Origin of the sequence: Pseudomonas sp. SH10-3B, from assembly GCF_019891415.1 — a bacterium.
Classification (GTDB): domain Bacteria; phylum Pseudomonadota; class Gammaproteobacteria; order Pseudomonadales; family Pseudomonadaceae; genus Aquipseudomonas.
The window spans coordinates 211,030-236,747 of record NZ_JAFLXD010000003.1 but is presented as its reverse complement, the minus strand read 5'-3'; the positions used below and the strand labels follow the sequence as shown (position 1 = coordinate 236,747).

Annotated in this window: 26 protein-coding genes; 18 read left to right on the top strand and 8 right to left on the bottom strand. The window is 63.1% G+C overall.

Annotation, left to right across the window (positions count from 1 at the left end):
* Nucleotide 1: 1 nt before the first annotated feature.
* The 4 genes from J1G35_RS04150 to J1G35_RS04135 all read left to right on the top strand — a co-directional run bounded on the left by J1G35_RS04150 (nt 2) and on the right by J1G35_RS04135 (nt 4,738).
* The gene (locus tag J1G35_RS04150; protein ID WP_010449292.1) at nt 2-490 is read left to right on the top strand and encodes an Lrp/AsnC family transcriptional regulator; all 489 of its coding nucleotides are present in this window, start codon (nt 2-4) and stop codon (nt 488-490) included.
* Nucleotides 491-1,323: 833 nt separating this feature from the next.
* On the top strand, nt 1,324-2,094 hold the full coding sequence (locus J1G35_RS04145) for a DUF4198 domain-containing protein (protein ID WP_262417129.1): 771 nt from the start codon (nt 1,324-1,326) through the stop codon (nt 2,092-2,094).
* A 28-nt stretch (nt 2,095-2,122) separates the two neighbouring features.
* Nucleotides 2,123-3,328 carry a heparan-alpha-glucosaminide N-acetyltransferase domain-containing protein gene (locus J1G35_RS04140; protein WP_223013668.1) on the top strand — a complete coding sequence of 402 codons (1,206 nt, stop codon included), beginning with the start codon at nt 2,123-2,125 and terminating at the stop codon, nt 3,326-3,328.
* 63 nt (nt 3,329-3,391) lie between these two features.
* Nucleotides 3,392-4,738 carry an OprD family porin gene (locus J1G35_RS04135; RefSeq protein WP_223013666.1) on the top strand — a complete coding sequence of 449 codons (1,347 nt, stop codon included), beginning with the start codon at nt 3,392-3,394 and terminating at the stop codon, nt 4,736-4,738.
* Nucleotides 4,739-4,745: 7 nt separating this feature from the next.
* Here the strand turns inward: J1G35_RS04135 and J1G35_RS04130 are convergent, their stop codons facing one another.
* The 4 genes from J1G35_RS04130 to J1G35_RS04115 form a co-directional block, all read right to left on the bottom strand.
* Nucleotides 4,746-5,570 (bottom strand): HAD family acid phosphatase, encoded by an 825-nt coding sequence (locus J1G35_RS04130; protein WP_223013663.1) that lies wholly within the window; start codon nt 5,568-5,570, stop codon nt 4,746-4,748.
* 245 nt (nt 5,571-5,815) lie between these two features.
* Entirely contained in the window at nt 5,816-7,147 is a 1,332-nt protein-coding gene (locus J1G35_RS04125) for an OprD family porin (RefSeq protein ID WP_223013661.1), read from the bottom strand.
* A 62-nt stretch (nt 7,148-7,209) separates the two neighbouring features.
* A complete protein-coding gene (locus J1G35_RS04120) occupies nt 7,210-8,760 on the bottom strand; it encodes an MFS transporter (protein WP_223013659.1) in 1,551 nt (516 codons plus the stop codon).
* Nucleotides 8,761-8,769: 9 nt separating this feature from the next.
* Nucleotides 8,770-9,978: an aspartate transaminase gene (locus tag J1G35_RS04115; RefSeq protein ID WP_053138793.1), complete on the bottom strand. Its 1,209-nt coding sequence runs from the start codon at nt 9,976-9,978 to the stop codon at nt 8,770-8,772.
* Between the two features lie 379 nt (nt 9,979-10,357).
* Here J1G35_RS04115 and nac point away from each other — a divergent pair, with 379 nt between their 5' ends.
* The 12 genes from nac (at nt 10,358) to J1G35_RS04055 (ending at nt 20,012) form a co-directional block, all read left to right on the top strand.
* Entirely contained in the window at nt 10,358-11,263 is a 906-nt protein-coding gene (gene nac / locus J1G35_RS04110; RefSeq protein ID WP_223013706.1) for a nitrogen assimilation transcriptional regulator NAC, read from the top strand.
* Between the two features lie 114 nt (nt 11,264-11,377).
* Nucleotides 11,378-11,791 (top strand): acetyl-CoA carboxylase biotin carboxyl carrier protein subunit, encoded by a 414-nt coding sequence (locus J1G35_RS04105; protein WP_223013657.1) that lies wholly within the window; start codon nt 11,378-11,380, stop codon nt 11,789-11,791.
* Nucleotides 11,792-11,824: 33 nt separating this feature from the next.
* The gene (accC, locus tag J1G35_RS04100) at nt 11,825-13,177 is read left to right on the top strand and encodes an acetyl-CoA carboxylase biotin carboxylase subunit (RefSeq protein WP_223013655.1); all 1,353 of its coding nucleotides are present in this window, start codon (nt 11,825-11,827) and stop codon (nt 13,175-13,177) included.
* On the top strand, nt 13,174-13,830 hold the full coding sequence (gene pxpB, locus J1G35_RS04095) for a 5-oxoprolinase subunit PxpB (RefSeq protein ID WP_053138784.1): 657 nt from the start codon (nt 13,174-13,176) through the stop codon (nt 13,828-13,830). Before accC ends, pxpB begins: the two co-directional genes overlap by 4 nt.
* The gene (locus J1G35_RS04090; RefSeq protein ID WP_223013653.1) at nt 13,827-14,801 is read left to right on the top strand and encodes a biotin-dependent carboxyltransferase family protein; all 975 of its coding nucleotides are present in this window, start codon (nt 13,827-13,829) and stop codon (nt 14,799-14,801) included. The genes pxpB and J1G35_RS04090 overlap by 4 nt, the downstream gene beginning before the upstream one ends.
* Nucleotides 14,798-15,190: an acetyl-CoA carboxylase gene (locus J1G35_RS04085; protein WP_053138777.1), complete on the top strand. Its 393-nt coding sequence runs from the start codon at nt 14,798-14,800 to the stop codon at nt 15,188-15,190. The genes J1G35_RS04090 and J1G35_RS04085 overlap by 4 nt, the downstream gene beginning before the upstream one ends.
* Nucleotides 15,187-15,960, top strand: a complete 774-nt coding sequence (locus J1G35_RS04080) for a 5-oxoprolinase subunit PxpA (protein ID WP_223013651.1) — start codon at nt 15,187-15,189, stop codon at nt 15,958-15,960. Before J1G35_RS04085 ends, J1G35_RS04080 begins: the two co-directional genes overlap by 4 nt.
* Before the next feature lie 93 nt (nt 15,961-16,053).
* Nucleotides 16,054-16,806, top strand: coding sequence for an SDR family oxidoreductase (locus J1G35_RS04075; RefSeq protein ID WP_053138772.1), 753 nt, complete (start codon nt 16,054-16,056; stop codon nt 16,804-16,806).
* A 109-nt stretch (nt 16,807-16,915) separates the two neighbouring features.
* Nucleotides 16,916-17,617, top strand: coding sequence for an amino acid ABC transporter permease (locus J1G35_RS04070; protein WP_065940245.1), 702 nt, complete (start codon nt 16,916-16,918; stop codon nt 17,615-17,617).
* Between the two features lie 6 nt (nt 17,618-17,623).
* A complete protein-coding gene (locus J1G35_RS04065) occupies nt 17,624-18,367 on the top strand; it encodes an amino acid ABC transporter permease (protein WP_053138766.1) in 744 nt (247 codons plus the stop codon).
* A 23-nt stretch (nt 18,368-18,390) separates the two neighbouring features.
* Nucleotides 18,391-19,119, top strand: coding sequence for an amino acid ABC transporter ATP-binding protein (locus tag J1G35_RS04060; protein ID WP_169899070.1), 729 nt, complete (start codon nt 18,391-18,393; stop codon nt 19,117-19,119).
* 59 nt (nt 19,120-19,178) lie between these two features.
* Nucleotides 19,179-20,012 (top strand): ABC transporter substrate-binding protein, encoded by an 834-nt coding sequence (locus J1G35_RS04055; protein ID WP_223013649.1) that lies wholly within the window; start codon nt 19,179-19,181, stop codon nt 20,010-20,012.
* A 54-nt stretch (nt 20,013-20,066) separates the two neighbouring features.
* Here the strand turns inward: J1G35_RS04055 and J1G35_RS04050 are convergent, their stop codons facing one another.
* Nucleotides 20,067-21,275, bottom strand: a complete 1,209-nt coding sequence (locus J1G35_RS04050; RefSeq protein ID WP_223013647.1) for a DUF1835 domain-containing protein — start codon at nt 21,273-21,275, stop codon at nt 20,067-20,069.
* Nucleotides 21,276-21,594: 319 nt separating this feature from the next.
* Entirely contained in the window at nt 21,595-22,032 is a 438-nt protein-coding gene (locus tag J1G35_RS04045; protein WP_223013645.1) for a hypothetical protein, read from the bottom strand.
* Nucleotides 22,033-22,094: 62 nt separating this feature from the next.
* On the opposite strand from J1G35_RS04045, the gene J1G35_RS04040 reads away from it, so the two are divergent.
* Entirely contained in the window at nt 22,095-22,772 is a 678-nt protein-coding gene (locus tag J1G35_RS04040; RefSeq protein WP_223013643.1) for an ATP-binding cassette domain-containing protein, read from the top strand.
* Nucleotides 22,769-23,560, top strand: coding sequence for an iron export ABC transporter permease subunit FetB (fetB, locus tag J1G35_RS04035; RefSeq protein WP_223013641.1), 792 nt, complete (start codon nt 22,769-22,771; stop codon nt 23,558-23,560). The genes J1G35_RS04040 and fetB overlap by 4 nt, the downstream gene beginning before the upstream one ends.
* A gap of 189 nt (nt 23,561-23,749) precedes the next feature.
* Here the strand turns inward: fetB and J1G35_RS04030 are convergent, their stop codons facing one another.
* Entirely contained in the window at nt 23,750-24,802 is a 1,053-nt protein-coding gene (locus tag J1G35_RS04030) for an L-idonate 5-dehydrogenase (RefSeq protein WP_223013639.1), read from the bottom strand.
* Between the two features lie 14 nt (nt 24,803-24,816).
* The gene (locus J1G35_RS04025) at nt 24,817-25,590 is read right to left on the bottom strand and encodes a glucose 1-dehydrogenase (RefSeq protein ID WP_027606142.1); all 774 of its coding nucleotides are present in this window, start codon (nt 25,588-25,590) and stop codon (nt 24,817-24,819) included.
* Nucleotides 25,591-25,718 lie beyond the last annotated feature (128 nt).

Sequence of the window (25,718 nt, the reverse complement as noted above, 5' to 3'; positions counted from 1 at the left end):
AATGGAAGGGCAAGTCAAGCTGGACCGGATCGACATCAGTATTCTGGTTGAATTGCAAAAAGACGGCCGGATGACCAATGTCAGCCTCGCCGACGCCGTGGGCCTGTCCGCCAGCCCGTGCCTGCAACGGGTCAAGCGGCTGGAGTCGGCCGGGTACATTTCCAGCTACAAGGCGCACTTGAACCTGGCCAAGATTACCGACTCGGTCACGGTGTTTACCGAGATCACCCTCAGCGACCACAAGCGTGAAGACTTCGCCAAATTCGAATCGAATATCCGCCTGGTGGATGAAGTGCTTGAGTGTCACTTGATCAGTGGTGGCTATGACTATCTGGTGCGTTTCATGACCCGCAGCATCCAGCACTATCAGGAAGTGGTCGAGAGCCTGCTGGATAAGAACATCGGTATCTCCAAGTACTTCAGCTATATCGTGATCAAGTCGCCGGTGCTCAAGGATGGTGTGCCGTTGCGCAAGTTGCTGCGGCACTGACACACGCTCGCTTTCCTGTGGGAGGGGGCTTGCCCCCGATGGCGGCCTCTGGGCCGACCATTTTTTTGGATTGGACCGGGTACATATCCGTTGCTGCGGTCACGGCCACTTATGGTTTCGCTCTTACAGCGACTCACTTTTGGAGAGGCCCAAAAGTAAGCAAAAGGCCTTCGCCCCACCACTCGGCACCTCGCCCAGGCTCGGTGTGCCCGTAATCCGACAGTGATTTGGGGGGCCGCCGCCACGCGCCATCCATGGCGCGGGGCGGCTAAACCGGCATCCCTGCCGGTTTACCCCCCAAATCACTATCGAATTCCGGCCAGCGTGGTTAACGGGGCGCCTGAGATCAAGATCAAGATCAAGATCAAAAGCAAGATCAAGGGCGGCTCGCTTCGCATCGTGGTTACTGTTGGCGGCTACAACGTTGTAGATAGCTATGTCCCTGATGGCGGTCTTTCAGCGGACCCCGCTTTAGGGGGGGAACCGGTTCAAATGTGGGAGTTGGCTTGCCTGCGATGCAGGCACCTCGGTACATCAGGTACACAGCTTTTCGCAGGGCGTGGGAACGATCAAAGCTCACTGCTTTTGCACCTCAATTGGACACGCTCACTCGTAGTCTTGGCTAAACGCCTCATCTCGACGCAACCCGCATAAAACACTTTTTCGGGCCCTTAAACAGTGGTCTGCGCCGATCCGTGGGCGCAATTCGGCGCATACCGCAAAAGGGCCTGCGTTGTAATGCTTGCAGAGTGAGGGAGCGCAGGGTTGTACGGTGTTTTCCAGCCGCGACAGCCTTGGGTTGAACACCACCAATCGGAGCGAAAAAAATGCGAATGAGCAACGCAAAAGCACTGTTGGGTTATGGGGCGTTCATGTTGGCAACCGCCAGTGAGGCGCATCAGATTTGGTACGAACAACTTCCCGGCCAGCCATTGGCCTTGTACTACGGGGAGTATGACAAGAACGTGCTGGAGGTCACGCCGGGGGGAATGGATCGGTTCAGGCAGCTCCAGGCCTGGTCGATGGCCGACCGGTCGGCACCGCTGCAGCTGAGCCTGCAGCGCCAGGCGTTCATGCTGGCGGAGCAGCCCGGCCACGAGGATTCGTTGCTGGCGCAAGACCTGCACTATCCGATGTTCGATGTGCATGAAGGCGCCAAGACCTTGAAAGCCGCTTGGACCCCGGCCACGCGTTGGGTCGGTGACCTGCGGGCCCGTAGCCCGGAGCTGACCCTGGATATCGTGCCCACCGGCGTTGCCGATGCGGGCCGTGCGCAGTTCCGGGTGTTCTACGCGGGCAAGCCGCTGACGGGCCAGGAGGTCGTGCTGGAAACCGCCTCAGGTGAAGTCTTCAAGCAGCGCAGCGATGCCGCCGGCAACGTCAGCTTCGAGCTGCCCTGGCAGGGCACTTACGTGGTGGCCGTCGAGTACCAGGACAACAGCCCTGGCGAGCGTCTTGATCCGGCGGGCAAGCCCGAGCGGTTTGACGTCAAACGCTTCAGTTCGACGTTGTCGTTCCACCGCCAGCAAGGCCAGGCGCCGTTACCTCGCGCGCCGTCGCAACTGCCGGCATCGGAAGTCGCCAGGCTGAAAAAGTCAGCCTGATTCATTGCCTCCTTCATGAGTGATTGATATGACCCTTTCTTCAGGATTGGCCGGTCAGGCGGGCACTGTTGCGCCGACGCTTGCCCGCACGAACGTCACGGCGGCCACGCGCATGCTGGCCATCGATGCGCTGCGCGGTTTTGTGATGCTGTTGATGCTCATCGACCATGTGCGAGAAACCTTCTTGCTGCACCGGCAGGTCACCGACCCGATCGATGCCTTGAGTGTCACCCCGGACCTGTATTTCACCCGTATGCTCAGCGAGATCTGCGCCCCGGCGTTTATCTTCCTGACGGGCTTGTCGGCCTGGCTCTACAGCCAGAAACACAGCGCCCGCGAGACCTCGGTGTTTTTGCTCAAGCGCGGGCTGTTCCTGGTGTTCCTGGAAATCACCTTCGTGTGCTTTGCCTGGAATGCCGAGTTCCCACCCAAGACGTTATGGCTGCAAGTGATCTGGTGTATCGGCCTGTGCATGATCGTGCTTGCCGGTTTGCTGCACTTCAAGCGCGCCTGGCTGATCGTGCTGGGGGTGGTGATTGTCGCCGGGCATAACCTGCTCGATGGCGTGACCGTCGGGCCGGAGTCGCCGTTCTTCGTGCCCTGGTCGATCCTGCATCAGCGGGTGTTTATCGACATTACCGAATTCACCCGCGCCCGCACGACGTACCCGATATTGCCGTGGATCGGTGTGATCCTGCTGGGTTGGGGCATCGGCCCGTGGTTTGGCAAGGCGATGCCGTCGGCCGAGCGTATCTCCCGCTTGGTCAAGCTGGGAGCAGGCTTGCTGGTCGCGTTTGTGTTTATCCGCTACCTCAACGTGTACGGCGAGAAACCCTGGGTGCAGACCGGTGATGCATTGCGCACCTTCATGAGCTTCATGAGCGCGAAGAAATACCCGCCGTCGCTGATGTTCCTGATGCCGACCCTGGGCCTGTCGCTGCTGCTGTTGGCGCTGTTCGAGAAATGGCAGGCCCGTTGGGCTACCGCGACCCTTGCGATTTACGGTGGGGCGCCGATGTTTTTCTACTTGCTGCACCTCTACGTGCTCAAGGCCATGTACCTGGTCGCGCTGGCGATCTGGGGCGCGAACCAGGGCACCTACTACGGTTTTGACGACCTGCCGATGGTGTGGTTGTGGAGCGTGATACTCGGGGTGTTGCTGTTCTTCCCGACGCGCTGGTTCGCCGGCCTCAAACAGCGTCGTCGCGACATCGCGATTCTCAAATACCTCTGACGGAACCAACGGTGTTCTGCGCCCTGCGGAACACCTTTGCCTGACACGTTCTGGAGTCAAACCGTGAAGATGCTATCGACCCGCACCCTGCTATTGGCATTGGGAGGGCAGAGCCTGCTCGCCTTCGCCGCCGAACAAGACACCGCCAAAGGCTTTATCGAGGACAGTCAGTGGAACCTGCTCAACCGCAGTGTCTACGATCGCCGCGACTACCAGCATGGCGCCCTCAGCAACGGCGCACGCAACGCCTACAAACCTCGATCCCAGCGCAGCGACCTGGCGGAAGAATGGGCCTATGGCCTGATGGCTGACTACGCCTCGGGTTTCACCACCGGCCCCCTGGGTTTTGGCCTGGATGCGCACGTTTATTCCGCGTGGCAACTGGACAGTGGCGGTGGGCGTGCCGGGAAGGCCCGGCTATTGGCGGTGGACAATGACGGTCACCCCAAGGACCAGTTCAGCCGCGGTGGTGCGGTTGCCAAACTGCGCTTTTCCTCGACCGAATTGCGCTACGGCGAGCAGCGGGTGAAAACCCCGGTGTTTGCCTCGTCCGACAGCCGCTTGCTGCCCGAAACCGCAACGGGATGGTGGTTGACCAGCCGCGAGTTGCCGGCCACCACCCTGTTCGCGGGGCACTTCAATGAGAGCACCGACCGCAACGCCAGCAGCCATGACCGAGGGTTTGTCGTCAACTATTCCAATGGCAAGCAAGGCGATCGCTTTGACTTGGTGGGCGTGCGCAATACGGCAATCAAGGGGCTGAGCGCCAGCGTGTTCAGCGCTGTCTATGAAGACACCTGGCGCCAGCATTACCTCGGGGCGGTCTACACCCGGCCGCTGTTTCCCGGCCAGGCACTGACCGTTGACCTGAACCTGTATCGCACCCAGGACACCGGCAAGGCGTTGTCCGGGCGCATCGATAACACCACATGGAGCCTGCTCTCGACCTATCGGTTCGGTGCCCACAGTGTGGGCGTGGGCTATCAGAAAGTCAGTGGCGATACGCCGTTCGACTACGTGACGCGCGGGGCGATTTACCTGAGCAACGCCGTGGCGCTGTCCGACTTCAACGCCCCACGGGAAGCCTCGTGGCAGGCGCGCTATGACCTGGACCTGGCGGCCCATGGCATGCCAGGCCTGAGCCTGGCGGCGTTGTATGTACGCGGCAGTGGCATCGACGGTCGCCACATGGATCCTCGCGGCGGCTACCAATGGCTCGGCTACGGTGATGGGGGCAAGCATTGGGAACGTGACCTGCAAGCACGCTACGTGGTGCAGTCCGGTGTCGCGAAAAACCTCGCCTTTACCCTGCGCCACGCCGTGCACCGGGGCAATGCGGCCCAGGCGGAGCTGGATGCCAACCAGATCCGCCTGGCGGTCGAGTACCCGTTGGGCGGGCGCTTGCACTAGGTTGGCGTTACTCCTGCAACTGCAACGCCTGCTGCTTGAACTGGCGTTTCTGCGCGAACGGCAGCTTTTCATCATCCCCATAGGGCGCGCTGTACCAGTTGCCGTAAGTCGGGTTGGGCAGCAAAAACCAGCGCTGCCCGAGCCAGTTCACATAGGGTTCGACGGCCTTGCGCTGGGCCTCGAGGGTGTTGCGTTCGGCCTGGACGAAATCCCCCAGGGAATCACCGGCCATCAACAGCACGCGAGCATGGCTGGCGACCCATTGGCGGCGGCAGTTCTTGCCGTAGCCGGCGCTTTCGCAGTGCCCGGTAGGCGTGCTGGCAGCGAGCACCTGTTGATTGCTCTCCACCGGAAAACCGCGCAGGCGCAGGTTGGCCACAGTGGCCGCGACCTGGCTGTGTTCGCGGTTAGTCAGGTAGTAAACCGTGATGCCTTTTTGTTGCGCCGCTTGCAGGAACGCCACGGCACCGGGGAGGGCCTGGGCCTTGGCCTGGTCGACCCAGGTGTTCCAGCGGTCGTAGCCATACACCTGGTTATTGATCACGTCGCGGGCATTGAGCGGCACGTTGTCCAGCAGGGTTTCGTCAATATCCACTACCACCGCCGGTGGCAGGCCGCTCAGGTTGCGGGGAGGGAAGGGCAGCGCGTCCCAGCTGGGATCGGCCAGCGCCACGTCGAGCTGGCGGGTGGCATGGGCGAAGACCTGGCGATAGATCAACTCGTGTTCGATGGAGGTCTGGGTCCAGAGTACGGCGTCGAGCTGGTCGTTGGCCGGCGGCGTTTGTTGGCAGCCTGCCAGCAGGCACAGGCTGGCGAAGATCAGGGGTCGCATGCAGAGGTCTCGCAGGGAAAGGGCGCGTGGGCCGCACCTTAGCCTAATCCGGCGTTGATTCACCACATTGCGAAACTTTTTCCGGATGCGAAATTGACTTGATTGTGAAACTTATCATCTAGCATCGGCCTCATCGCCAGCTCGATGTTGCCGGCATCGCTGCGCTACACCCTGGAACACATCAGCCAGCCATAACGCCAATCAAACTGTGGGAGGGGGCAGGCCCCCTCCCACATTTGATGGGCTTACAAGATGCTCAACGGGTAACTGATGATCACCCGATGCTCATCGCTGTCACGCTGGGTGGTCACTTCGGTGCGCAATGAGGCATGGCGCAAGGCGATGCTCAGGTTCTTCAGCGGGCCTTGCTGGAACACATAGCTCACGGTCAGGTTGCGTTCCCACTCGCTCTTGTCACCCGTTGGCGTGCGGATGTTCGAGCCGCTTTCGTACATGCCCATAAAGCTCAGGCCTGGCACGCCGATCGTGGCGAAGTCATAGCCGTAACGCACCTGCCAGGTGGTTTCCCCGGCGCGCTGGAATTTGCCGATCATCGACTCGGTCATGAAGTAGGCCGTGGAACCGTCACCCTGGTTCAGCCACACCGCATCGCTGTCGCCGCTGACCTGTTGCAGGCCGGCGGCAATCGTGTGGCCGTTGACCAGGTAGGTGAACAGGGCGCTGCTCAGGCGGCTGTCGACCTTGCCCTTGGTCACGCCGTCGCCGTAGTAGCCGAAGGTGTAGAACGCCGGGTCGTTGCCGTTGGCGCCGTCGGAGCGGTTGTCGAAGTGGCGCAGGTCGGTGCGCAGGGTGCCCGGGCCGATCTGCCAGTCGTACTTGAGGCCCAGGAAGTTCTGCTTGTAGAAGTCCTGCAGGTTGCCGTAGTAGTACTGCAACGTCAGGTCTTTGGTGGGTTTGTAGTCGACGCCACCGTAGTAGAACTTGTTGACGAACTCACCGGTGACCGCGTTGTTGGCGCCCGGGATCGACATGCCCATCTGGTTGCTCGAACCACGGCCTTTCACGTGTTCCAACTGGCCGAGGGTGAAGGTGAAATGGTCCAGGTCCTTGGACTGCACCTGTCCGCCGTTGAAGGTCTGTTGCAGCATGCGGTCGGTGGACATCACCACCGGCAGCATCGGCACCAGGGTCCCGTATTTCAGCTCGGTCCGGGCAAAGCGCGCCTTGGCGGTCAGGCCCAGGCTGCCGAACTCGTCCACCGCGCGACCATCGTGATCGGTGGGGAACACGTTGCCGTTGAACGCGGTGCTTTGCGGGTTGTAGTGACGGCCTTTGCCGGAGTCCAGGCGCACGCCGAACATGCCGATAGCGTCGATGCCGAAGCCCACCGTGCCCTGGGTGAAACCCGACTCGAAGTTGGCGATAAAGCCCTGGCCCCATTCCTGGGTGTAGTTGGGGTCGGCCGCGCCGCTGCGGTTGTCGGCGTTACTGAAGAAGTTGCGGGCCAGCACGTTGAGCTTGCTGTCTTCCACCAGGCCGGCGGCGTAGTCCTGTTGGGCGATCAGCAGGCCACAAAGGCCGGCGAGTACTGTCGGTGCGCGATTGAAAAGCTCCATCGGTGTCATCCCCATGTGTGTTTGGTTTTTTGAGGGCAGTCAAAAGCGGCAGTGAAGGTTTTCTATTTGTTTTCAGGAGCAGGTTTTTCAGGAGCAACGGTGGCCGGCACGACATGCAGTCGCACCGGCGGCAAGCGGTACAGGATGAACAGCGCCAGCACGCCGATCCCGGCGCACAGCAACAGGCCGACGCCCACGGACTGCGCCAGGGCATCGCGGGCCAGGTTCAGCCAGGGCGAGGCGTCGAGGTTGGCATGCAACAGCGTTTGCGGATCGGCATACACGGCAATGCCCTCGGCGTGATTTGCCGCGAGAAACACCCGCTGCACGTTGGCGCTGTACAGCAGATTTACCAGCACCCCCATGCCTGCGGTGCCGAGCAGCCCGCCGACCAGGCGCAGGGACTGGGTCAGCGCCGTGGCAATCCCCAGAAACTGCCGTTCGGCCAGGGTCTGGGTGAAGACCGTGAGGTTGAGCAGGATAAATCCCAGCCCCAGGCCGGCCAGCAGGATCAAACCGAGCAACAGGTTGAACGCGGCCCCGCGCCCGACCACCGCCAGGCCCAGGCACGCCAGCAGCAGTGCGACAAAGCCCGCCAGCGGCAAATGGTTGGGGTTGCGCAAACGGGTCACGATGCGGCTGTTGACGATGGCCCCCAAGGTGATGCTCAACGCCAGCGGCGTGATCAACAGGCCGGCGTCCTGGGGCGAGTAGCCGTAGGCGCCTTGCAGCAACAGCGGCAGGTAGAACAGCAGCGAAAACATGATCGCGCCGGCCGCCACCGACAGTACGAACAACAATCGCAGGCTCGGCAAACTGAACAGCGCCGCCGGCAACAGCGCATGCGGGCAACGCCGCTCCCAATGCCACAGCGCGATGATCGCGGCCATGCAGCCCAGGCCCAGGGCGGCGCTCAACGCCAGGCTCGAATGCCCCAGCCACTCCACAAATAGCTGCAGGCTGCCCAGGGCCAGTGCGATCAATAGCGCGCCGGGCCAGTCCAGGCGAATGCCGCTGCGCTGCTGCGGGCGGTACCAGGGCAGAAAGCGCCAGGCGATCAACAGCGCCAGGCACCCCAGGGGCAGGTTGAGGTAGAACACCGAGCGCCAGCCAAAGGCGCCGGTCAAGTAACCCCCCAGGCCCGGCCCGATGGCATTGACCACGCTGAACAGCGCACTCAAGAGCATTTGCCAGCGCAGGCGTTGGCGGGTATCGGGAAACAGTTCGGGAATGCAGGCGAACGCGGTGCCGATCAGCATGCCGCCGCCCACGCCTTGCAAGGCGCGGCCGATCACCAGCAGCAGCATGTCATTGGCCACGGCGCAGGCCAGGGAGGCCAGGGTGAAAATCAACGTGGCGGCGAGCACGAACGGCTTGCGCCCGTAGTAATCCCCCAGCCGTCCGAAAATCGGAATGGTGACGATGGACGCCAACAGGTAGCCGGTGGCAACCCACGCGTAGAGTTCAAAGCCATCGAGCTCGGCGACGATGCTCGGCAAGGCGTTGCCGATCACCGTCTGGTCGAGTGCCGAGAGCATCAGCACCAGGGAGATGCCGAGCATGGCCAGCAAGGCCTGCTGGAAACTCAGGGGCGGGTGGGCTGCCACGGTCATGGTCGGCCCTCAGCGCAACGCGGCGACGGCGGCTTTGATGCGCGCACAGCCTTGGTCGAGGGTGGTGATCGCGGTAGCGATCGACATGCGGAAAAACGGCGCCAGGCCATACGCCGTGCCCGCCACAACTGCCACACCCTGGCTTTCCAGCAGGTACATCACGACGTCGCTGTCGGTGTGCAGCACCTTGCCCTCGGGCGTAGTTTTACCCAGCAGGCCAGCGCAATTCACATACAGGTAGAACGCACCATCGGGCTTGCGGCAACTGAGACCGGGAATGGCATTGAGCAGCTCCAGGCAGCGGTCGCGGCGTTGCTGGTAGACCCGCACGCTTTGCTGGACGAAGCTCTGGTCGCCGTTGAGCGCTTCCACCGCCGCCGCCTGGCTGATCGAGCAGGCGTTGCTGGTGGACTGCGATTGCAGGGTGGCCATGGCGCCGATCAGGTCGGTGGGGCCTGCGGCGTAACCGATGCGCCAGCCGGTCATGGCGTAGGTCTTGGACACGCCGTTGACCACCAGGCTGCGCTCGCTCAAGGCCGGCTCGATGGCGAGGATATGCGGGTTGTCCAGGCCGTCGAAACGGATGTGCTCGTAGATGTCATCGGTCATCAGCAGCACATGCGGATAGTCCAGCAGCACATCGGCCAGGGCGCGCAATTCGCTGTGGCTGTAGCTGGCGCCGGTGGGGTTGCTGGGGGAGTTGAGCAGCAGCCAGCGGGTACGCGGGGTGATCGCCGCGCGCAGCTGGCCTGGGGTCAGCTTGAAGCCGTTGTGTTCAGGGCAGGCGAGGGTCACGGGCTCGCCTTCGCAGGCCAGCACCATGTCCGGGTACGACACCCAGTACGGCGCCGGGATCAGCACCTCATCGCCGGCGCCGAGGGTGGCGGCGAAGGCGTTGAAGATCGCGCTCTTGGCGCCGCTGGTCACCAGCACCTGCTGGGCGGTGTAGATCAGGGCGTTTTCCCGTGCCAGCTTGTCGACGATGGCCTGGCGCAGCTCCGGAGTACCGGCGTTCTGGGTGTAGCGGGTTTCACCGCGCTCAATGGCGGCACTGGCGGCCTGGCGAATATTGGGTGGCGTATCGAAATCCGGCTCGCCCACCACCAGGTTGATGATGGACTGGCCCTGGCGACGCAGCTCGTTGGCGCGGTCGGACGCGGCGCTGCTGGGCGATGGTTTGATGCGTTGCACACGGGCGGCGATGCGGGAGGCAGTCACGGGCGTTCCTCGTTGATGGTGTTGACGGGGGTCACAGTACGAGGGGTGGGGGAGGGCGCCATAAGATGAGTTTGTTCTGGTTTGATAGGAAGTGCTTATGGCTGGCGCTGCGCTGTTGTGGTGCGTCCAGTCCTGGCTGCTCCGGGCGGGTGCTTTGGATGGAGGATCAGGGGCACCCATAGCAAAGCCTTATGGGTGGTTATACCGATGGCCTGTCTTTTGCAAACCTGCCAGGTGTACGCAAAACCAAATGTGGGAGGGGGCTTGCTCCCGATAGCAGTATGTCAGTCACAGATGCATCAACTGACACTGCCTCATCGGGAGCAAGCCCCCTCCCACATTTAAGGCATCACTTGTCCATTACATGAGCATCGCCATTTTGAACCTGCGCCGCCTGAAGTACTTCGTGAAACTGGTCGACATCGGCAGCATGACCCAGGCTGCCGATGTGCTGCATGTGGCGCAACCGGCGTTGAGCCAACAACTGGCAACCCTGGAAGCCGAGCTGCAACAGCAGCTGTTGATTCGCACCAAGCGTGGCGTCACGCCGACCGAGGCGGGCAAGGTGTTGTATGCCCATGCGCAGATTATTTTGCGCCAGTGTGAACAGGCGCAGAGCGATATCAATGCCACCGGCCAGGCGTTGTCCGGGCAGGTTTCGGTGGGGCTGGCGCCGGGCACTGCGGCGTCGGCGTTGTCATTGCCGCTGCTGCGCACCGTGCGTGAGCGCCACCCTGGCATCCTGCTGTACCTCAATGAAAACTTCGGTACCACCTTGAGCGAGCTGATCATGAACGGCCGCATGGACATGGCCGTGCTGTATGGCGGGCGCGAGGTGCATGGCCTGAGTTTTGTCTCGTTGTTGCGCGAGCCGCTGTACCTGGTGAGTGCCGACCCGGCGATTGCTACACGTGAAGAAGTGCCCCTGGCCGAACTGGCCGACATGGACATGCTGCTGCCGCGCCCCTACAACGTGATGCGTCGGCTGGTGGATGAAGCCTTTCTGCGCATCGGCCTGAGTGCGCGGGTGGTGGCCGAAATTGAATCCTCGACCACGCTGACCGCCGCCGTGGCCGACCATTTCGGCTCGACCATCCTGCCGGAATCGTCGGCGCGGGTGATGGTGGCGGCCACTTCGGTGCACATGTGCCGCATCGTCGAGCCCGAGGTGGAGGCGCCGCTGGCGCTGTGCCTGTCGGGGCATTTGCCGTTGTCGGTGCCGGCCCAGGCGGTCAAGGCGATCCTGCTGGAGCTGGTGGCGACGATGCGTGGCAGCCTGATTTGAGTGGTCATAAGGTCGGCTTATCACCCCAAAGCCAAAGCGTCTTGGCCGCTTTTCGAGGGGCTCGGTAGATTGGGCCCATCCACTCAAGACACGCTCGACAGGCAGGGGCCATACATGGATTCAGCACGTATCAAGGGGTTGATGGATTTGCTGGCCGAATCCGATCTGCTGGAACTGAGCCTGACCGAAGGCGACAGCACGCTGCGGCTGTTCAAGCAGGCAGGTCAGGTGATCACCAGCGTCGCGCCGGCCGTGACCGCAGCGCCAACACCCGCAACCCCCGTGGCCAGCTCCGCCGTGGAGATCAAGGCCAGCCTCTATGGCGTCCTGCACCTGACGCCCGCCGTCGGTGAAGCGCCGTTCGTCACCGTGGGCCAAGCCATTGAAGCCGGCCAGACCGTGGCGGTGATCGAGGCGATGAAGATGTTCCATCCGGTCAAGGCCAAGGTTGCCGGCAAGTTGGTTGAGATTCTTGCCCAGGCCGGCGTCGAAGTCGAAGCGGGCCAGGCCCTGTTCCGGCTCGGTTGACCCCCACGCGTATTCGTTATTCAGGTGAATTCAATGTTCGACAAAGTGCTGATCGCCAACCGTGGCGAAATCGCCCTGCGCATTCAGCGTGCCTGCCATGGCCTGGGCATCAAGACTGTGGCGGTGCACTCCGAAGCGGACCGTCATGCGCAGTATGTGCAAAACGCCGATGAGTCGCTGTGCATCGGCCCGGCCGCACCGGGCCTGAGCTACTTGAACCAGACGGCGCTGCTGTTTGCCGCCAAGGTCAGTGGTGCCCAGGCGATCCACCCCGGTTACGGGTTCCTGTCGGAAAACGCCGGGTTTGCCGAGCGCATCGAAGCGGCCGGGTTGACCTTTATCGGGCCGAGCGCCGCATGCATTCGCACCATGGGCGACAAGGTGGCAGCCAAGCGCGCCATGCGTGAAGCCGGTGTGCCGTGCGTGCCGGGGCCGGATTCGAGCATGCCGAGCGACGACGCGAGCATCCTCGCCATTGCCGCCGAAATCGGCTATCCGGTGATCGTCAAGGCCGCCGGTGGCGGCGGCGGTCGCGGCATGCGCGTGGTACAGGCAGAGGCCGAGTTGTTGGCCGCCATAGGTCTCACTCGCGAAGAAGCGCGGTTGGCGTTCGGCAACCCTGAACTGTATATCGAGAAATTCCTCGGCCACCCTCGGCACGTGGAAATCCAGGTGCTGTGTGATGCCCATGGCCATGCGATCTGGCTCGGCTGCCGCGACTGTTCCCTGCAACGTCGCCACCAGAAAGTCCTGGAAGAAGCGCCGGCGCCGGGCATCGATCCCGCGCTGATCGCCACGGTCGGCGAACGCTGCGCCGAGGCCTGCCGCCGCATCGGCTATCGCGGCGTGGGCACTTTCGAGTTTCTGTATGAGGACGGCGATTTCTTCTTCATCGAGATGAACACGCGCCTGCAAGTGGAGCATCCGGTCACCGAGATGACCACCGGCATCGACATCGTCCAGCAGCAACTGCGCATGGCCCGCGGTGAAGTGCTCAGCGTGCGCCAGGAGGACGTTCAACTGAACGGCCACTCCCTGGAGTGCCGCATCAACGCCGAGGACCCGCTGACCTTTATGCCGACCCCCGGCCTGATCCAGCGTTGGGAAGTGCCCGGCGGCTTTGGTGTGCGGGTCGATTCCCATGTCACCACCGGCTACCGCGTGCCGCCGTACTACGACTCGATGGTGGCCAAGGTCATCACCCACGGCGCCACGCGTGAAGAAGCCATGGCGCGCATGCGCCTGGCCCTGAGCGAGATGGTCGTGGAGGGCATCAGCACCAACATTTCGTTGCACCGCGACATTCTTGATGACCCGGCGTTCTGCGCCGGCGGCGTCGATATTCATCACCTGGAGCGCTGGTTGCAGCAAAGGAGTCCGACATGAACACCGCCCCTGTCATCAGCCTGCTGGGCTCCAGCGCCTTGCTGTTCGAGGCGCCGGGAGAACTGGACCTAGCCCCGCAGCAGCGTATCTGGCGCCTGGCCCTGCAAGCCGGCGAATGGCCCGAGATCCACGAAGCCGTGCCCGGCATGAACAACCTGATGCTCACCTTCCTCACGCCGCCGCGTGAACTGAACGGCCTGTGCCAGCGCCTGCTGGAGGCCTGGGAGATGAGCCAGCCGCTGCCCCTGGAGGGGCGCATCGTCGAATTGCCGGTGGTGTACGGCGGCGAGTTCGGCCCGCACATGGCGGATGTGATTGCCCACACCGGACTGGATATCGAGACCATCGCCAACCTGCACTGCGAACCGCTGTACCCGGTGTACGCGCTGGGCAGCCACCCCGGTTATTGCTACCTCGGTGGCATGGACCCGCGCCTGGCCACGCCTCGGCGCCAGGTGCCGGTGCTGAATATCGGGGCGGGCTCGGTGTCCATCGGCGGGGTGCAGACCGGGGTGTCCGCCTCGGCCGGCCCCAGCGGCTGGAACACCATCGGCCGCACTGAAATGGCGTTTTTCGACCCCGCCCAAACCCCGCCCGCGATCTTGCGGCCGGGTGATTTCCTGCGCTTGCGCATCGAGAGGATCATTCGATGATCGAGATCTTATCGGCCACCGCCCTGGCCACCGTGCAGGACTTCGGCCGCTTCGGCAGCCTGGGTTATGGCGTGGGCACATCGGGCGCCATGGACCACCTGGCCCTGGCCCTGGGCAACCTGTTGCTGGGCAATCCCGAAGACGCTGCCGCGATTGAAATACCGCTGTTCCCGTTCGAGGTACGGCTGCTGCAGGACTGTGCCTTTGCGGTGACCGGCGCCGCTTGCGACGCCACCCTGGACGCCCAGCCCTTGCCACCGAACTGGGTGTGCCAGGGCCGCGAAGGCCAGGTCTTGAGCCTGGGCTATCCGACGTCTGGCAGCCGTGCCTATCTGTGTTTGGCGGGCGGGGTGGATGTGCCGTCGGTGCTGGGTTCACGCAGCACTCAATTGCGCGGCGAGTTCGGCGGCCTCGACGGCCGCGCCCTGCAACAGGGTGATCGGCTGGGGGCACTGCGCCCCGGTATCAGCCCGTTTTCGCTGGATGTTGGGGTGTTGGCGCCAAGCCTGGCGCTGCCGTTGCAGGTTGATGGGGTGCCTGCCATGCGCGTGTTGCCCGCCGCCGAATACGAGCGCTTCCAGGAGGCTTCCCGCGCAGCGTTCTGGGCCGGTGAATGGAAGATCACCACCCAGAGCAATCGCTACGGCTACCGGATGGAAGGCCAACCGCTGCTGCCCATCGCCCCGATGGAAATTCGCTCCCACGGCATCGTGCCGGGGGTGATCCAGGTACCCCACGGCGGCCAGCCCATCATCCAGATGCGTGACGCCCAGCCCAGCGGCGGCTACCCCAAGTTCGGCAGTGTGATCGAGGCCGACCTTTGGCGCCTGGGCCAGGCGCCCATCGGCGGCAAGGTGCGCTTTATCGAGTGCAGCTACCTGGAGGCCGTCGAGGCCCTGGAAACCAATCGCGCGTATCTGCGTGAAGTCAGCCGCCTGCTGGAACTGCACCGTGAAGGAGTGAAAGCATGACCCTTGAGGAAATTCGTCAATTGGCGCTGTGGCTCAAGGAGCACCACCTGGCCGGTGCCGAAATGAGCCGCCCCGGTGTGCACCTGACGCTCAAGCGCGGTGCCTCGGCCGCTGCTGTTGCGGCGCCTGCCGTTGCCGTGGTTGAAGACCAGGTGCTGCGCGCCACCGGCCTGGGGCGCTTGCTGCTGACCCATCCCCAACTGGATCAACCGTTCGTGGCGGTGGGCGATCAGCTCAGCGCCGGGCAACTAGTCGCGCTGCTGCAAGTGGGTGAGTTGCTGTTGCCCTTGCGCGCGCCCCGCGCCGCACGGGTCGTCGATGTGCGCGTGCCGTGCGGCACCACCGTCGGCTACGGCGAAGCCTTCCTTGGTGTGGAGTACCCCGCATGAAGATTGATTTGAACGCCGACCTGGGCGAAGGCTTCGGCCCGTGGCGCATGGGCGAGGATGAAGCGCTGATGCGCCTGATTTCATCGGCCAATGTCGCCTGTGGTTTCCATGCCGGCGACCCGCTGATCATGGACAACACGGTGCGCCTGGCCAAGGCTGGTGGCATCGACCTGGGGGCACATGTGGGCTTCCCGGACCTGATGGGCTTTGGCCGTCGGCAGATGAACATCGAGATCAAGGAGCTCGCCACCCATGTGATCTACCAGCTCGGCGCGCTCGCCGGGATCGCGGCGGTCAACGGCCATCGCATGACCCACATGAGCTTCCACGGCGCCCTGGGCAATATGGCCGCCGCCGATGCGGCGTTGGCCGAGCCGTTGGTGCGGGCGGTGGCGGCGTTTGACCCGACGCTGATCATCAGCTCCTCCAGCAGCCGCGCCATCGAGGGCGCTGCCGAGAAATGCGGCCTGCGCGTCGCCACCACGTTTCTCGCCGACCGTGCCTATGACGATGATTGCCTGCTGGTGCCGCGCAAGGTCGACGGTTCGGTGATCAAGGAGCCGGCAGCGGTGCTGCGCCGGGTGCGGCAGTTACTGGAGGAGGGCACCGTGACCGCCCTCAGCGGCAAGGTGCTGCGGGTGCCGGCCCATTCGATCCTGCTGCATGGCGACACCCCCGGCGCGGTCGAACTGGCGCGCACCATTCGCGCCGAAATCGAGCAACTGGGCGGCCGGATCACGCCGATTTCCCAGCTGCTGGCCGCGTCATAAGCAGGCCTTATCGCCACACAATCATTGCGTCTTGGTCCAGCGCCCGAAGGCTGGATAGAGTCGCACCATAACCCGTAGCACAAGGACCACCCCATGCCATTTTCCGACTACAAAACCGCGCTGGTCACCGGGGCTTCCTCCGGCATCGGCGCCGCCGTTGTCGAGCGTCTGTGCCAGGAAGGCGTGCAGGTGCATGCCCTGGCCCGCAGCGCCGACAAGTTGCAGGAACTGGCGGCCAGGACCGGCTGCATCGCCCACGCCATCGACGTGACCGACCTTGCCGGGTTGACCCAATTGTTCGCCGAGAACACCTTCGACATCCTGGTCAACAACGCCGGCGTCGACAAACCCGGTTCCCTGCTCAAGGCCGACGCCGACGGCATCGACCTGCTGATCGACGTCAACCTGCGCGCCGTGTTGCACCTGGCACGGCTGGCGCTGCCGGGCATGGTCGAGCGCGACTGCGGGCACATCATCAACATCAGTTCGATCGCGGCGGCCTACAACTTTGGCGGCAACTCCACCTACCACGCGACCAAGGCCGCCGTGAGCATGCTTTCGCGCCAGTTGCGCATCGATGCGTTCGGCAAGCGCGTGCGGGTCACCGAGATCTGCCCGGGTCGGGTCGCCACGGATATTTTTGCCCACGTGCACGGCGATTCCGAAGCCACCTACAAGCGCTTCGTCGAGGGCTTTGAATTGCCCCAGGCCGAGGACATCGCCAATGCCATCGCCTTCGCGATTGCCGCGCCGATTGCGGTCAACATCGGGCACATGGAAATCACCCCGACCTTGCAGGTACCGGGCGGGCTTTCCACCGCGCGGCCCCAGGACTACCAGGGCTGAATCCGAGCCCCGGCAAAAGAACGGATCGATCCGTCAGCGCTGCATCCCGCCACGGCCACGCCGGGTGATTTTGATTTCTGCCCTAGCCCAATGCCGATAGGGATTGACCATGAAGCAAGACTTCGATTTGGCCGCGATTCTGCAAGGCGAGTACGCCGAGCTGATCGTCAAGGGCATCGAAATGACCTTGCAGCTGGCGCTGTTCGCCTGGCTGCTGGCGATGCTGCTGGCGCTGACACTGGTCACGGTGCGCCTGACCGGTAACAAGCTGGCCGACCGCCTGGTGGCGGGGTATGTGTCGTACCACCGCAATGTGCCGACCCTGGTGCAACTGATGCTGTGGTACTTCGGCGTGCCGACGCTGCTTGGCGAGTCCACGCAACTGTGGCTGGCCAACCACAACACTGAATACCTGTTCTCGGTGATCGCCCTGGGCCTGTGCCAGGCTGCGTATTTCTGTGAAGACATGCGCAGCGGCCTGCGCGCCATTCCCGCCGGGCAGACCGAAGCGTCCAGGGCCCTGGGCCTGGGCTACGTGCGTTCGATGCGCTACGTGATCCTGCCCCAGGGCGTGCGTAACTGCCTGCCGTCGCTGATCAACCACACCGTGCTGCTGTTCAAGAACACCAGCCTGGCGATGGCGATCGGCGTGATGGAACTGACCTACGCCAGCCGCGAAGTGGAGAACTACACGTTCCGCACCTTTGAGTCGTACCTGGTGGCCACGGTTTTCTACCTGGTGTTTTCACTGCTGCTGATGGGGGCCGGGGCGTTGCTCGCCCGCCACTTCAGCAAAGCCCTGGCGAGGTAGACCGCGATGTTCGATATGTTTTCAATCGTGCAGCAGAACTGGACGCTGTTCCTGATCGGCCAATACCCCCACGGCCCGCTGGGCGGCCTGGCGAGTACCCTGATCCTGGCGGCGCTGGCGTTGCTGCTGGCGTTCCCGTTCGGCCTGCTGCTGGCCTTGGCGCGGGTGTCGCCGTGGAAGGGGTTGTACTGGGTCGCGACAGTGTGGGTCTACGTGCTGCGTGGCATCCCGTTGCTGATGGTGATCTTCTGGACCTACTTCCTGGTGCCGTTGCTGATCGGCCATAACATCACCGGCTTCATGACCATGCTCTGCACCCTGGTGATCTACCAGAGCGCCTACCTGTGCGAAATCATTCGCGGCGGCATCCAGGCGCTGCCGGCCGGGCAGTACGAGGCGTCCCGCGCCCTGGGCCTGGGCTATGTGCGCACCACGGTCTGGGTGATCCTGCCCCAGGCGCTGTACAACGCGCTGCCGAGCCTGATCAGCCAGTTCATCTCGATCATCAAGGAAACCTCCCTGGGCTACGTGATCAACGTGCAGGAAGTGACCTTCGCCGCCAACCAGGTCAATAACCAGCTGCTGACCAAGCCGTTCCAGGTGTTTTTCATCCTGGCGATCATCTACTACCTGCTGTGTTTCGGCCTGACCCGCCTGGCCGGTTGGGTGGAGCAACGCATTGCCCGCAAGCGCCTGGGCGATGGCGGGCAAACCGTGGCGGGCGGTCCGTTGCTGACCACCGATAATTGAAGAGGGCTGCGCTCATGCATCCAATGATCATGTTTTCGAAAATCAATAAATGGTACGGCGAGTACCAGGCGCTCACCGACATCACCGCCGAGGTGCAACCCGGTGAAGTGGTGGTGCTGTGCGGCCCCTCGGGTTCTGGCAAGTCGACGCTGATCCGCACGGTCAACCGCCTGGAAGACATCCAGGCCGGCCAGATCCTGTTCGACGGGCAGGACGTGCACGGCACCGACGCGCAGATCAACCGCCTGCGCAGCCGCGTGGGGTTTGTGTTCCAGAGCTTCAACCTGTTCCCGCACCTGTCGGTGCTGGAAAACATCACCCTGGCGCCGAACAAGCTGCGCAACCTCAAGGGCGCCGCTGCCAAACAGAAGGCCATGGAATTGCTCGACCGCGTCGGCCTGGCCCATAAGGCCGGTGCTTACCCGGCGCAGTTGTCCGGCGGCCAGCAGCAGCGCGTGGCGATTGCCCGGGCATTGGCGATGGAACCGCCGGTGATGCTGTTCGACGAGCCCACCAGCGCCCTCGACCCGGAAATGGTCGGTGAAGTGCTGAGCGTGATGAAGGGCCTGGCCAAGGACGGCATGACCATGATGTGCGTGACCCACGAGATGAACTTCGCCCGTGAAGTGGCCGACACCATCTGGTTTATGGACGCGGGGCAGATTCTGGAAAAGAGCAGCCCCGACGCCTTCTTCACCCAGCCTTCGCACCCGCGAGCGCAACGTTTTATCGCCGACCTGCGGGCCCATTGAGCTGCGGCGGCTTTGCTCCCTCTGCCATTTTTGCTGGTCCAACTTTCTGGAGATTTCCCATGGGGATGAAGCATCTGTTTACCGCGCTGGCATTGGGGCCATTGGCGATCGCCGTCGCACAGGCCGACCAGTTGAGCGACATTATGGCCAAGCAGTCCCTGAGCTGCGGCGTCTACGCCGACGTGCCGCCATTCTCCGCGCCGGACCCGAAAACCCGCGAGCTGGTGGGCATGGATGTGGACCTGTGCAAGGCCCTGGCCAAGACCATGGGCGTGGCCCTGGAACTCAAGCCGCTGTCGGTTGAAGCGCGGATTCCCGAAGTGAAAATGGGCCGCGTCGACGTGATCTTTGCCAACCTGGCCTACACCAAGACCCGCGCCGAACAGATCCAGTTCAGCGACCCGTACTACATCGCCAAGGAAACCCTGGTGGTGCGCGCGGCGAATGCCGACCAGCCGAAAAGCTTCTTCAAGGACAAGCGCATCAGCTCCACCAAGGGCTCCACCTCCGAGCAGTCTATCCGCCTTGCCGGGGCCACCCCGGTGACCTTCCAGGACACCGGCTCGGCCTACATGGCGTTGCAACAGAACAAGGTGGTGGGCCTGGTGACCAACACCATGACCGCGCTGAAACTGGTCAACCAGGCCAAGGCCAGTGGTGTCGAACTGGCCCTGGCCAAGGAGCCGATGGCCCTCGAACCGATCGGCGCCGGCATGCGCCGCGATGAGCCGGCGTTTCTGGCCAAGGTCAACGATTCGTTGATGACGATGGAGAAGGCAGGGGAGATCGATGCGATCTGGGACCGCTGGATCGGCCCGAACACCGAATACAAGATGGTCCGCGAGGACAAGGTGCAGAGCTTGAGCGCCTTGAAGTTCGAGCCGTTGCCGTAAGCGCTGGCGGTTGTAAGAAAGCCCGCCGTGGGTGATGCACGGCGGGCTGTTTTTTTACGGTGTTCTGTACTGAGGGCGCAGGGCCTCATCAATCATCCAGTGCGGTTGGCCGGGCCTGATGCACGTTCCGCCCACCCAGCGTTCGTGGCTGGCATGATCGAGCCAGTACGCCTGTCCGTTGAGCACGCTATGGCCCAACGGGGTCAGCGACAGCGGGCGGCGGGGCCAATCCAGATGCGTCTCGGTTTCCGTCAGCAATGGCTGCTCGCCATCGATCAACGGCCGCAACAGCGCATGAAACATCATGTCCCCCAGGAACGGCAGCGGGTCGCGACTGGCCATCAGCTCGGCGAACACACGGCCAAATGGCAGCGGCCCGGCTTCGGCGAGGTAGGTCAGGGCCAGGCGTTCGGTCAGCGACAGGCCATCGTGTGTTCCCGGCAACTCCTGTAATTGACGCAACAGCGCCGGCGCCAGCAAGGGCAGGGCCGGGTGTTTGCCATGGGCAAGCTCGGCCAACTGAGTCGGTGAGCTGTCGCAATAGGCCGACCACGCCTGTTTGGCCAACTGCACGGCATCGTCACCGATCAGCCGCCGCTGGGGCCAGAGCCACGCCAATACATCGGGCGCCAGTTGGCCGATGCCGATAAAACGCTCGACGCCGGGAATGCAATCCACCTCGATCAGCTCCAGCTTGGGCGGTGCCTGCTCCAGGCCGGCCAGGGCACGGATCAGGAACAACTGGTCATAGGCATCCGCCTCGCACCACAGCACGCTGTGCTCGGCACTGGCCAAGGTGTGGAGCTGAGCGTATTCATCGTCGACGCGGCGCGTGACGTCCGCTAAGGGAATGGCAAAGGCCTGGCTGATGAACGCGCTGCGCAGGGCGCGGAACTCTGCGGCGGGCACGTCGCGCACCGGGCCCATGCACAGCGGGTCGCTCAGCATGTGGAATTGGCCCTTGAACCCGGCAATCTGAAGGCTATGGGCAATGTCATTGCCGCAGCGCCAATGGGTAGTGCGTGCTTCGTCGCTGGCGGCAAAGTCGGGATGGCGGGCGGCGAAGTCAATGGCGTCGACATGGGCCTTGAGCTTGGGCCAACTGCTGAAACCCAGTTGCTTGGCGATCTCCCACTGAGCCTGGGACAGGGTGGCGCTGGGGTCATGGGCTTTCAGCTGGCGTAACAGTTCCTTGGCGCGCTTGCGCTGCTGCTCAAGGTTGAGACGGCCATCGGTGTTGGAGGATACAGGGCGTTGCGACATACGATCTCCTTGCACAAACCTTTTCCGCTTTAAGGTTGGGAGTCGTAGAAATGAGGTAGAGCTTCATTGTCCTGGGCGCAGCCCTTTCCGCGGAAGGTGGCGTAGAGAGCGCCAGGCGGGAAATATAGGCACTGCGGCGTTTGATTGCAAATCGGGCTTGGGATCGAAGCCGTACTCTTTTTTTGGTTTGCATGGGGTCAAGTGTGGGAGGGGGCTTGCTCCCGATAGCGGCCTCTGGGCCGACCATTTTTTTGGATTGGACCGGGTACATATCCATTGCTGCGGTAACGGCTACTTAGGGTTCCGCTCTTACAGCGGGTCACTTTTGGAAGAGCGCCAAAAGTAACCAAAAACGCTTCGCCCCACCACTCGGCACCTCGCCTAGGCTCGGTGTGCCCGTAATCCGACAGTGATGTGGGGGGCCGCCGCCACGCGCCATCCATGGCGCGGGGCGGCTAAACCGGCATCCCTGCCGGTTTACCCCCCAAATCACTATCGAATTCCGGCCAGCGTGGTTAACGGGGCGCCTGAGATCAAGATCAAAAGCAAGATCAAGGGCGGCTCGCTTCGCATCGTGGTTAGCGTTGGCTGCTACACAGCAGTGTAGATAGCGCTGATAATCCCAGTCGTAGGGAGGGCACACCCTCACATTTTGAATTACGGTGTTCAGCGAGTATTTATCCTTGCGGGTATCCAGGATTTTCTGGTGCGCGGCGATCAAACCCGGCAGTGGTGGCGATAGTTTGAATTTTTTCATGAAAACTTCCCGCGTCTGCCGCACCATTGCGCCCAACAGGTTTTAAGAGGAACACCGCGTCCATGAGCGCACTGATAGAAACCCGCGCCCTCACGCGCATGGACGAGCGCCGCCAGGTGCTGTTGCTCCAACCCACGAATTTCACCCTGAACCGCGCCGACCGGGTGTCGATCACCGGTTCCTCCGGCTCTGGCAAAAGTGTGTTGCTGCGCGCATTGGCGTTGCTGGACGCCCCCACCAGCGGGCAGGTGCTGTGGAATAGCCAGCCGATTGTCGATGCGCAGATTCCGCACTACCGCAGCCATATCAGCTACCTGTCCCAACGCCCGGCGCTGCTCGAAGGCACGGTGGAGGACAACCTGCGTTTTCCCTTCAGTCTCAAGACCCTGCGCCAGCGCCGCTTCGACCCGGAAGCGGTGACCACTTTGCTGGGGCATGCCGGTAAGGCGGCGGATTTTTTGACCAAGAACGCGTTGGACCTGTCGGGTGGCGAGGCCCAGGTGGTCTCGCTGATCCGCACCCTGCAACTCAATCCCGAGGTGTTGCTGCTGGACGAGCCCACCGCCGCCCTCGACCCCACCTCATCCGGCGATGTGGAAGCGTTGATCAGCGCCTGGTTTGCCGGTGATAACGCCCGCGCCTATATCTGGGTGTCCCATGACCTCGATCAGGCGCGGCGCATGAGCGACATCCACTTGCACATGAGTGCCGGGGTGTTGAGCGAGGCGGTCCAGCCATGAACTATCAAAACCTCACCGCCCTGGACATGGGCATCGCCGCTTCGCTGATTCTGATCAACGGTGCGCTCTCCCTGCTGCTGCGCCTGGGCCTGGGCCGCCAGTTGCTGTGGGCGGCGGTGCGTACCGTGGTGCAACTGTTGGCCATCGGTTACCTGCTGGGCTGGGTGTTCGAGTTCGCCTACTGGTATGTGGTGCTGCCGTTGATGTGCGCAATGACCCTGATCGCCGGGCTGTCGGCGGCGGGACGTGGGCGCCGCACGTACCGTGGGCAAAGGGTCGACAGCATCCTGTCGGTGTGGGGCAGTTCGTGGCTGGTGACGGCAGTGGGCTTGTTTGCGGTGATCCGCATCCACCCGTGGTACGAGCCGCAGTACGCGATCCCGATCCTCGGCATGATCCTCGGCAACACCCTGACCGGTGTGTCCTTAGGGATTGAGCGCATGACCCAGGAACTGACCTCGGGGCGCAACACCATCGAGATGATCCTGGCCCTCGGCGGCTCACGCTGGGAGGCGGCGCAGGAAGCGATCCGCCAGGCGGTACGCGCGGGGATGATCCCGACGCTGAACCAGATGACCGTGGTCGGCATCGTCAGCCTGCCCGGCATGATGACCGGCCAGGTGCTGGCGGGGGAAAGCCCGGTGGACGCGGTGCGGTATCAGATCGTGATCATGTTCCTGATTGCCGCGTCGTCGGCGTTGGGCACGGTGGGGGCGGTGTTGCTGACCTATCGGCGGTTGTTTTCCAGGAGCCACCGGTTTTTGCGTGAGCGCTTGCAAGAGCGCTAAGCGTTCAGTTAAGCGAAAGTGATTCACTGTAGGAGCGAGCTTGCTCGCGAAGAACTCAGGGCCACCGCGCTTATCGAGAATGAACGCGTTGTCTGGGCGTTTTTCGCGAGCAAGCTCGCTCCTACAAAAAGCCTAGGGCAAGCCCGCTCGCCACAAAAATATGGCTGACCCGAAGGGCTCGTCACAGCGTCAAGGATGATCCGCCACGCCAAAATCCAACACCACCTTCATCGCCTGAGTCTTGTCCGCCGCCAATTCAAACGCCTGCACCGCCTGCTCGAACGGCACCGTGTGGGAGATCACCGGGCGTACGTCGACGACCTGGCGATTGAGCAAGTCCACCGCCTGGGCAAACTCGCTGTGGAAGCGGAAGGTGCCGCGCAGGTCGATCTCGCGGCTGACCAGCAGGTTCAGCGGCAGCGACACCTCGCCGCCCAAGCCGACAGTGACCAGCACGCCGCGCGGGGCGATGCAGTCCAGGCCGTTACGCAGGGCCTGGGCGCTGCCGGAGACTTCGAACATCACCTCGAAGTAACCCTTCTCGGCGGTATAGCGCTTGAGCGCGTCGATGCCGTCGGCGATGTTGTGGGTGCGCGTGGCGCCCATTTTTTCCGCGCAGGCCAGGGCGCTGGCGGACAGGTCCACCGCGACGATTTCAGCGGCACCGGCGGCGTGCAGGCTGCCGATCAGCAGGTTGCCGATGGGGCCGCAACCGGTCACCAGCACGCGCTTGCCGAACACTGCGCCGGCCCGTTGGATCGCATGCAACCCCACCGACAACGGCTCGGCCAGTGCACCTTCGGCGAGGCTGACGTGATCAGCCAGCACATGTGCCTGATGCGTCTCGATCACCAGGCTCTGGCGAAACGCGCCCTGGACATGCGGGAAGGGCATCGCGCTGCCGTAGAAGCGCATGTCCAGGCAGTGGTTGGGCAGGCCTTGATGGCAATAGCGGCAAGCGCCGCAGGGACGCGACGGCGATACGGCAATGCGCTGGCCGACCTTGAACCGGCCGGCGTCCGAGCCCACCGCGTCGATCACTGCCGACACTTCATGGCCGAGCACCATCGGCTCGCGCAGGCGCACAGTGCCGAAGCCGCCGTGCTGGTAATAGTGCAAGTCCGAGCCGCAGATACCGCCGCGGGCGATGCGCACGCGCAGTTGCTCGGGGCCCAGGCTGTGAGGTTCGTCCTGGGGGCTGACCCGCAGGTCTTTTGAGGCGTGGCAGACAATGGCGTGCATAAGGTTCTCCAGGGTTACAGCGACGCGGTGATGCCACCGTCGACATAGAGGATATGACCGTTGACGAAACTCGCCGCGTCGCTGGCCAGGAACACTGCCGCACCGGCCAACTCAGCGACGTCGCCCCAGCGTCGGCTCGGCGTGCGTTGCACCAGCCAGTCGCTGAATTCGGGGTTGGCCACCAGGTTGGCGTTCAACTCGGTCTTGAAGTAGCCGGGGCCGATACCGTTGACCGTCAGCCCGTGCGGGCCCCAGTCGATGGCCATGCCCTTGGTCAACATCTTCAGCGCGCCCTTGCTCGCCGCATACGGCGCGATGCCCGGGCGGCCCAATTCGCTTTGCACCGAACAGATATTGATGATGCGCCCCCGCTTGCGCGGGATCATCGCCCGCGCCACAGCCTGGCCCACCAGGAAGGCGCTGTCGAGGTTGGTGCTGATCAGTTCGCGCCAGTGCTGCTCGCTGTAGTCTTCCAGCGGCCCACGGCGCTGCATGCCTGCGTTGTTGACCAGGATGTCCAAGGGCCCGAGGCGTTCCTCGATAGCGGCCACGCCGGCCTGGATCGCCGCGCTGTCGGTCACATCGAACGCCTCGGTGTGCACCTCCAGGCCTTCCAGCGTCAGCAGGGCGGCGGCGTCGCGCAAGGTGCTGCGGTTACGCCCGTTGAGCACCACCCGTGCACCGGCCTGGGCCAGGCCTCGGGCGATGGCCAGGCCGATACCAGCGCTGGAGCCGGTGACCAGTGCCAGCCGGCCATCGAGGCGAAAGGTGTCTAGAACGCTTTGCATGGGCATATTTCTCCGGGCGCGCTGTGATAATCAAAACCTTGGCTGATGGGCTTAACTTCACTCCGGTGTAGGGCGCAGGTCCAATGTTCATTTATGATCGGCTGATCAATATCCGTGATAACCGTGGA

Coding starts and splice junctions, on each gene's coding strand:
- accC (WP_223013655.1), top strand. CDS start 11,825: ATGTTCGACAAAGTGCTGATCGCCAACCGTGGCGAAATCGCCCTGCGC.
- J1G35_RS04055 (WP_223013649.1), top strand. CDS start 19,179: ATGGGGATGAAGCATCTGTTTACCGCGCTGGCATTGGGGCCATTGGCG.
- J1G35_RS04065 (WP_053138766.1), top strand. CDS start 17,624: ATGTTCGATATGTTTTCAATCGTGCAGCAGAACTGGACGCTGTTCCTG.
- J1G35_RS04125 (WP_223013661.1), bottom strand. CDS start 7,147: ATGGAGCTTTTCAATCGCGCACCGACAGTACTCGCCGGCCTTTGTGGC.
- J1G35_RS04130 (WP_223013663.1), bottom strand. CDS start 5,570: ATGCGACCCCTGATCTTCGCCAGCCTGTGCCTGCTGGCAGGCTGCCAA.
- J1G35_RS04045 (WP_223013645.1), bottom strand. CDS start 22,032: ATGAAAAAATTCAAACTATCGCCACCACTGCCGGGTTTGATCGCCGCG.
- J1G35_RS04090 (WP_223013653.1), top strand. CDS start 13,827: ATGATCGAGATCTTATCGGCCACCGCCCTGGCCACCGTGCAGGACTTC.
- J1G35_RS04070 (WP_065940245.1), top strand. CDS start 16,916: ATGAAGCAAGACTTCGATTTGGCCGCGATTCTGCAAGGCGAGTACGCC.
- J1G35_RS04145 (WP_262417129.1), top strand. CDS start 1,324: ATGAGCAACGCAAAAGCACTGTTGGGTTATGGGGCGTTCATGTTGGCA.
- J1G35_RS04060 (WP_169899070.1), top strand. CDS start 18,391: ATGATCATGTTTTCGAAAATCAATAAATGGTACGGCGAGTACCAGGCG.
- J1G35_RS04030 (WP_223013639.1), bottom strand. CDS start 24,802: ATGCACGCCATTGTCTGCCACGCCTCAAAAGACCTGCGGGTCAGCCCC.
- J1G35_RS04025 (WP_027606142.1), bottom strand. CDS start 25,590: ATGCAAAGCGTTCTAGACACCTTTCGCCTCGATGGCCGGCTGGCACTG.
- J1G35_RS04105 (WP_223013657.1), top strand. CDS start 11,378: ATGGATTCAGCACGTATCAAGGGGTTGATGGATTTGCTGGCCGAATCC.
- J1G35_RS04075 (WP_053138772.1), top strand. CDS start 16,054: ATGCCATTTTCCGACTACAAAACCGCGCTGGTCACCGGGGCTTCCTCC.
- J1G35_RS04040 (WP_223013643.1), top strand. CDS start 22,095: ATGAGCGCACTGATAGAAACCCGCGCCCTCACGCGCATGGACGAGCGC.
- fetB (WP_223013641.1), top strand. CDS start 22,769: ATGAACTATCAAAACCTCACCGCCCTGGACATGGGCATCGCCGCTTCG.
- J1G35_RS04080 (WP_223013651.1), top strand. CDS start 15,187: ATGAAGATTGATTTGAACGCCGACCTGGGCGAAGGCTTCGGCCCGTGG.
- pxpB (WP_053138784.1), top strand. CDS start 13,174: ATGAACACCGCCCCTGTCATCAGCCTGCTGGGCTCCAGCGCCTTGCTG.
- J1G35_RS04085 (WP_053138777.1), top strand. CDS start 14,798: ATGACCCTTGAGGAAATTCGTCAATTGGCGCTGTGGCTCAAGGAGCAC.
- J1G35_RS04150 (WP_010449292.1), top strand. CDS start 2: ATGGAAGGGCAAGTCAAGCTGGACCGGATCGACATCAGTATTCTGGTT.
- J1G35_RS04120 (WP_223013659.1), bottom strand. CDS start 8,760: ATGACCGTGGCAGCCCACCCGCCCCTGAGTTTCCAGCAGGCCTTGCTG.
- J1G35_RS04140 (WP_223013668.1), top strand. CDS start 2,123: ATGACCCTTTCTTCAGGATTGGCCGGTCAGGCGGGCACTGTTGCGCCG.
- J1G35_RS04050 (WP_223013647.1), bottom strand. CDS start 21,275: ATGTCGCAACGCCCTGTATCCTCCAACACCGATGGCCGTCTCAACCTT.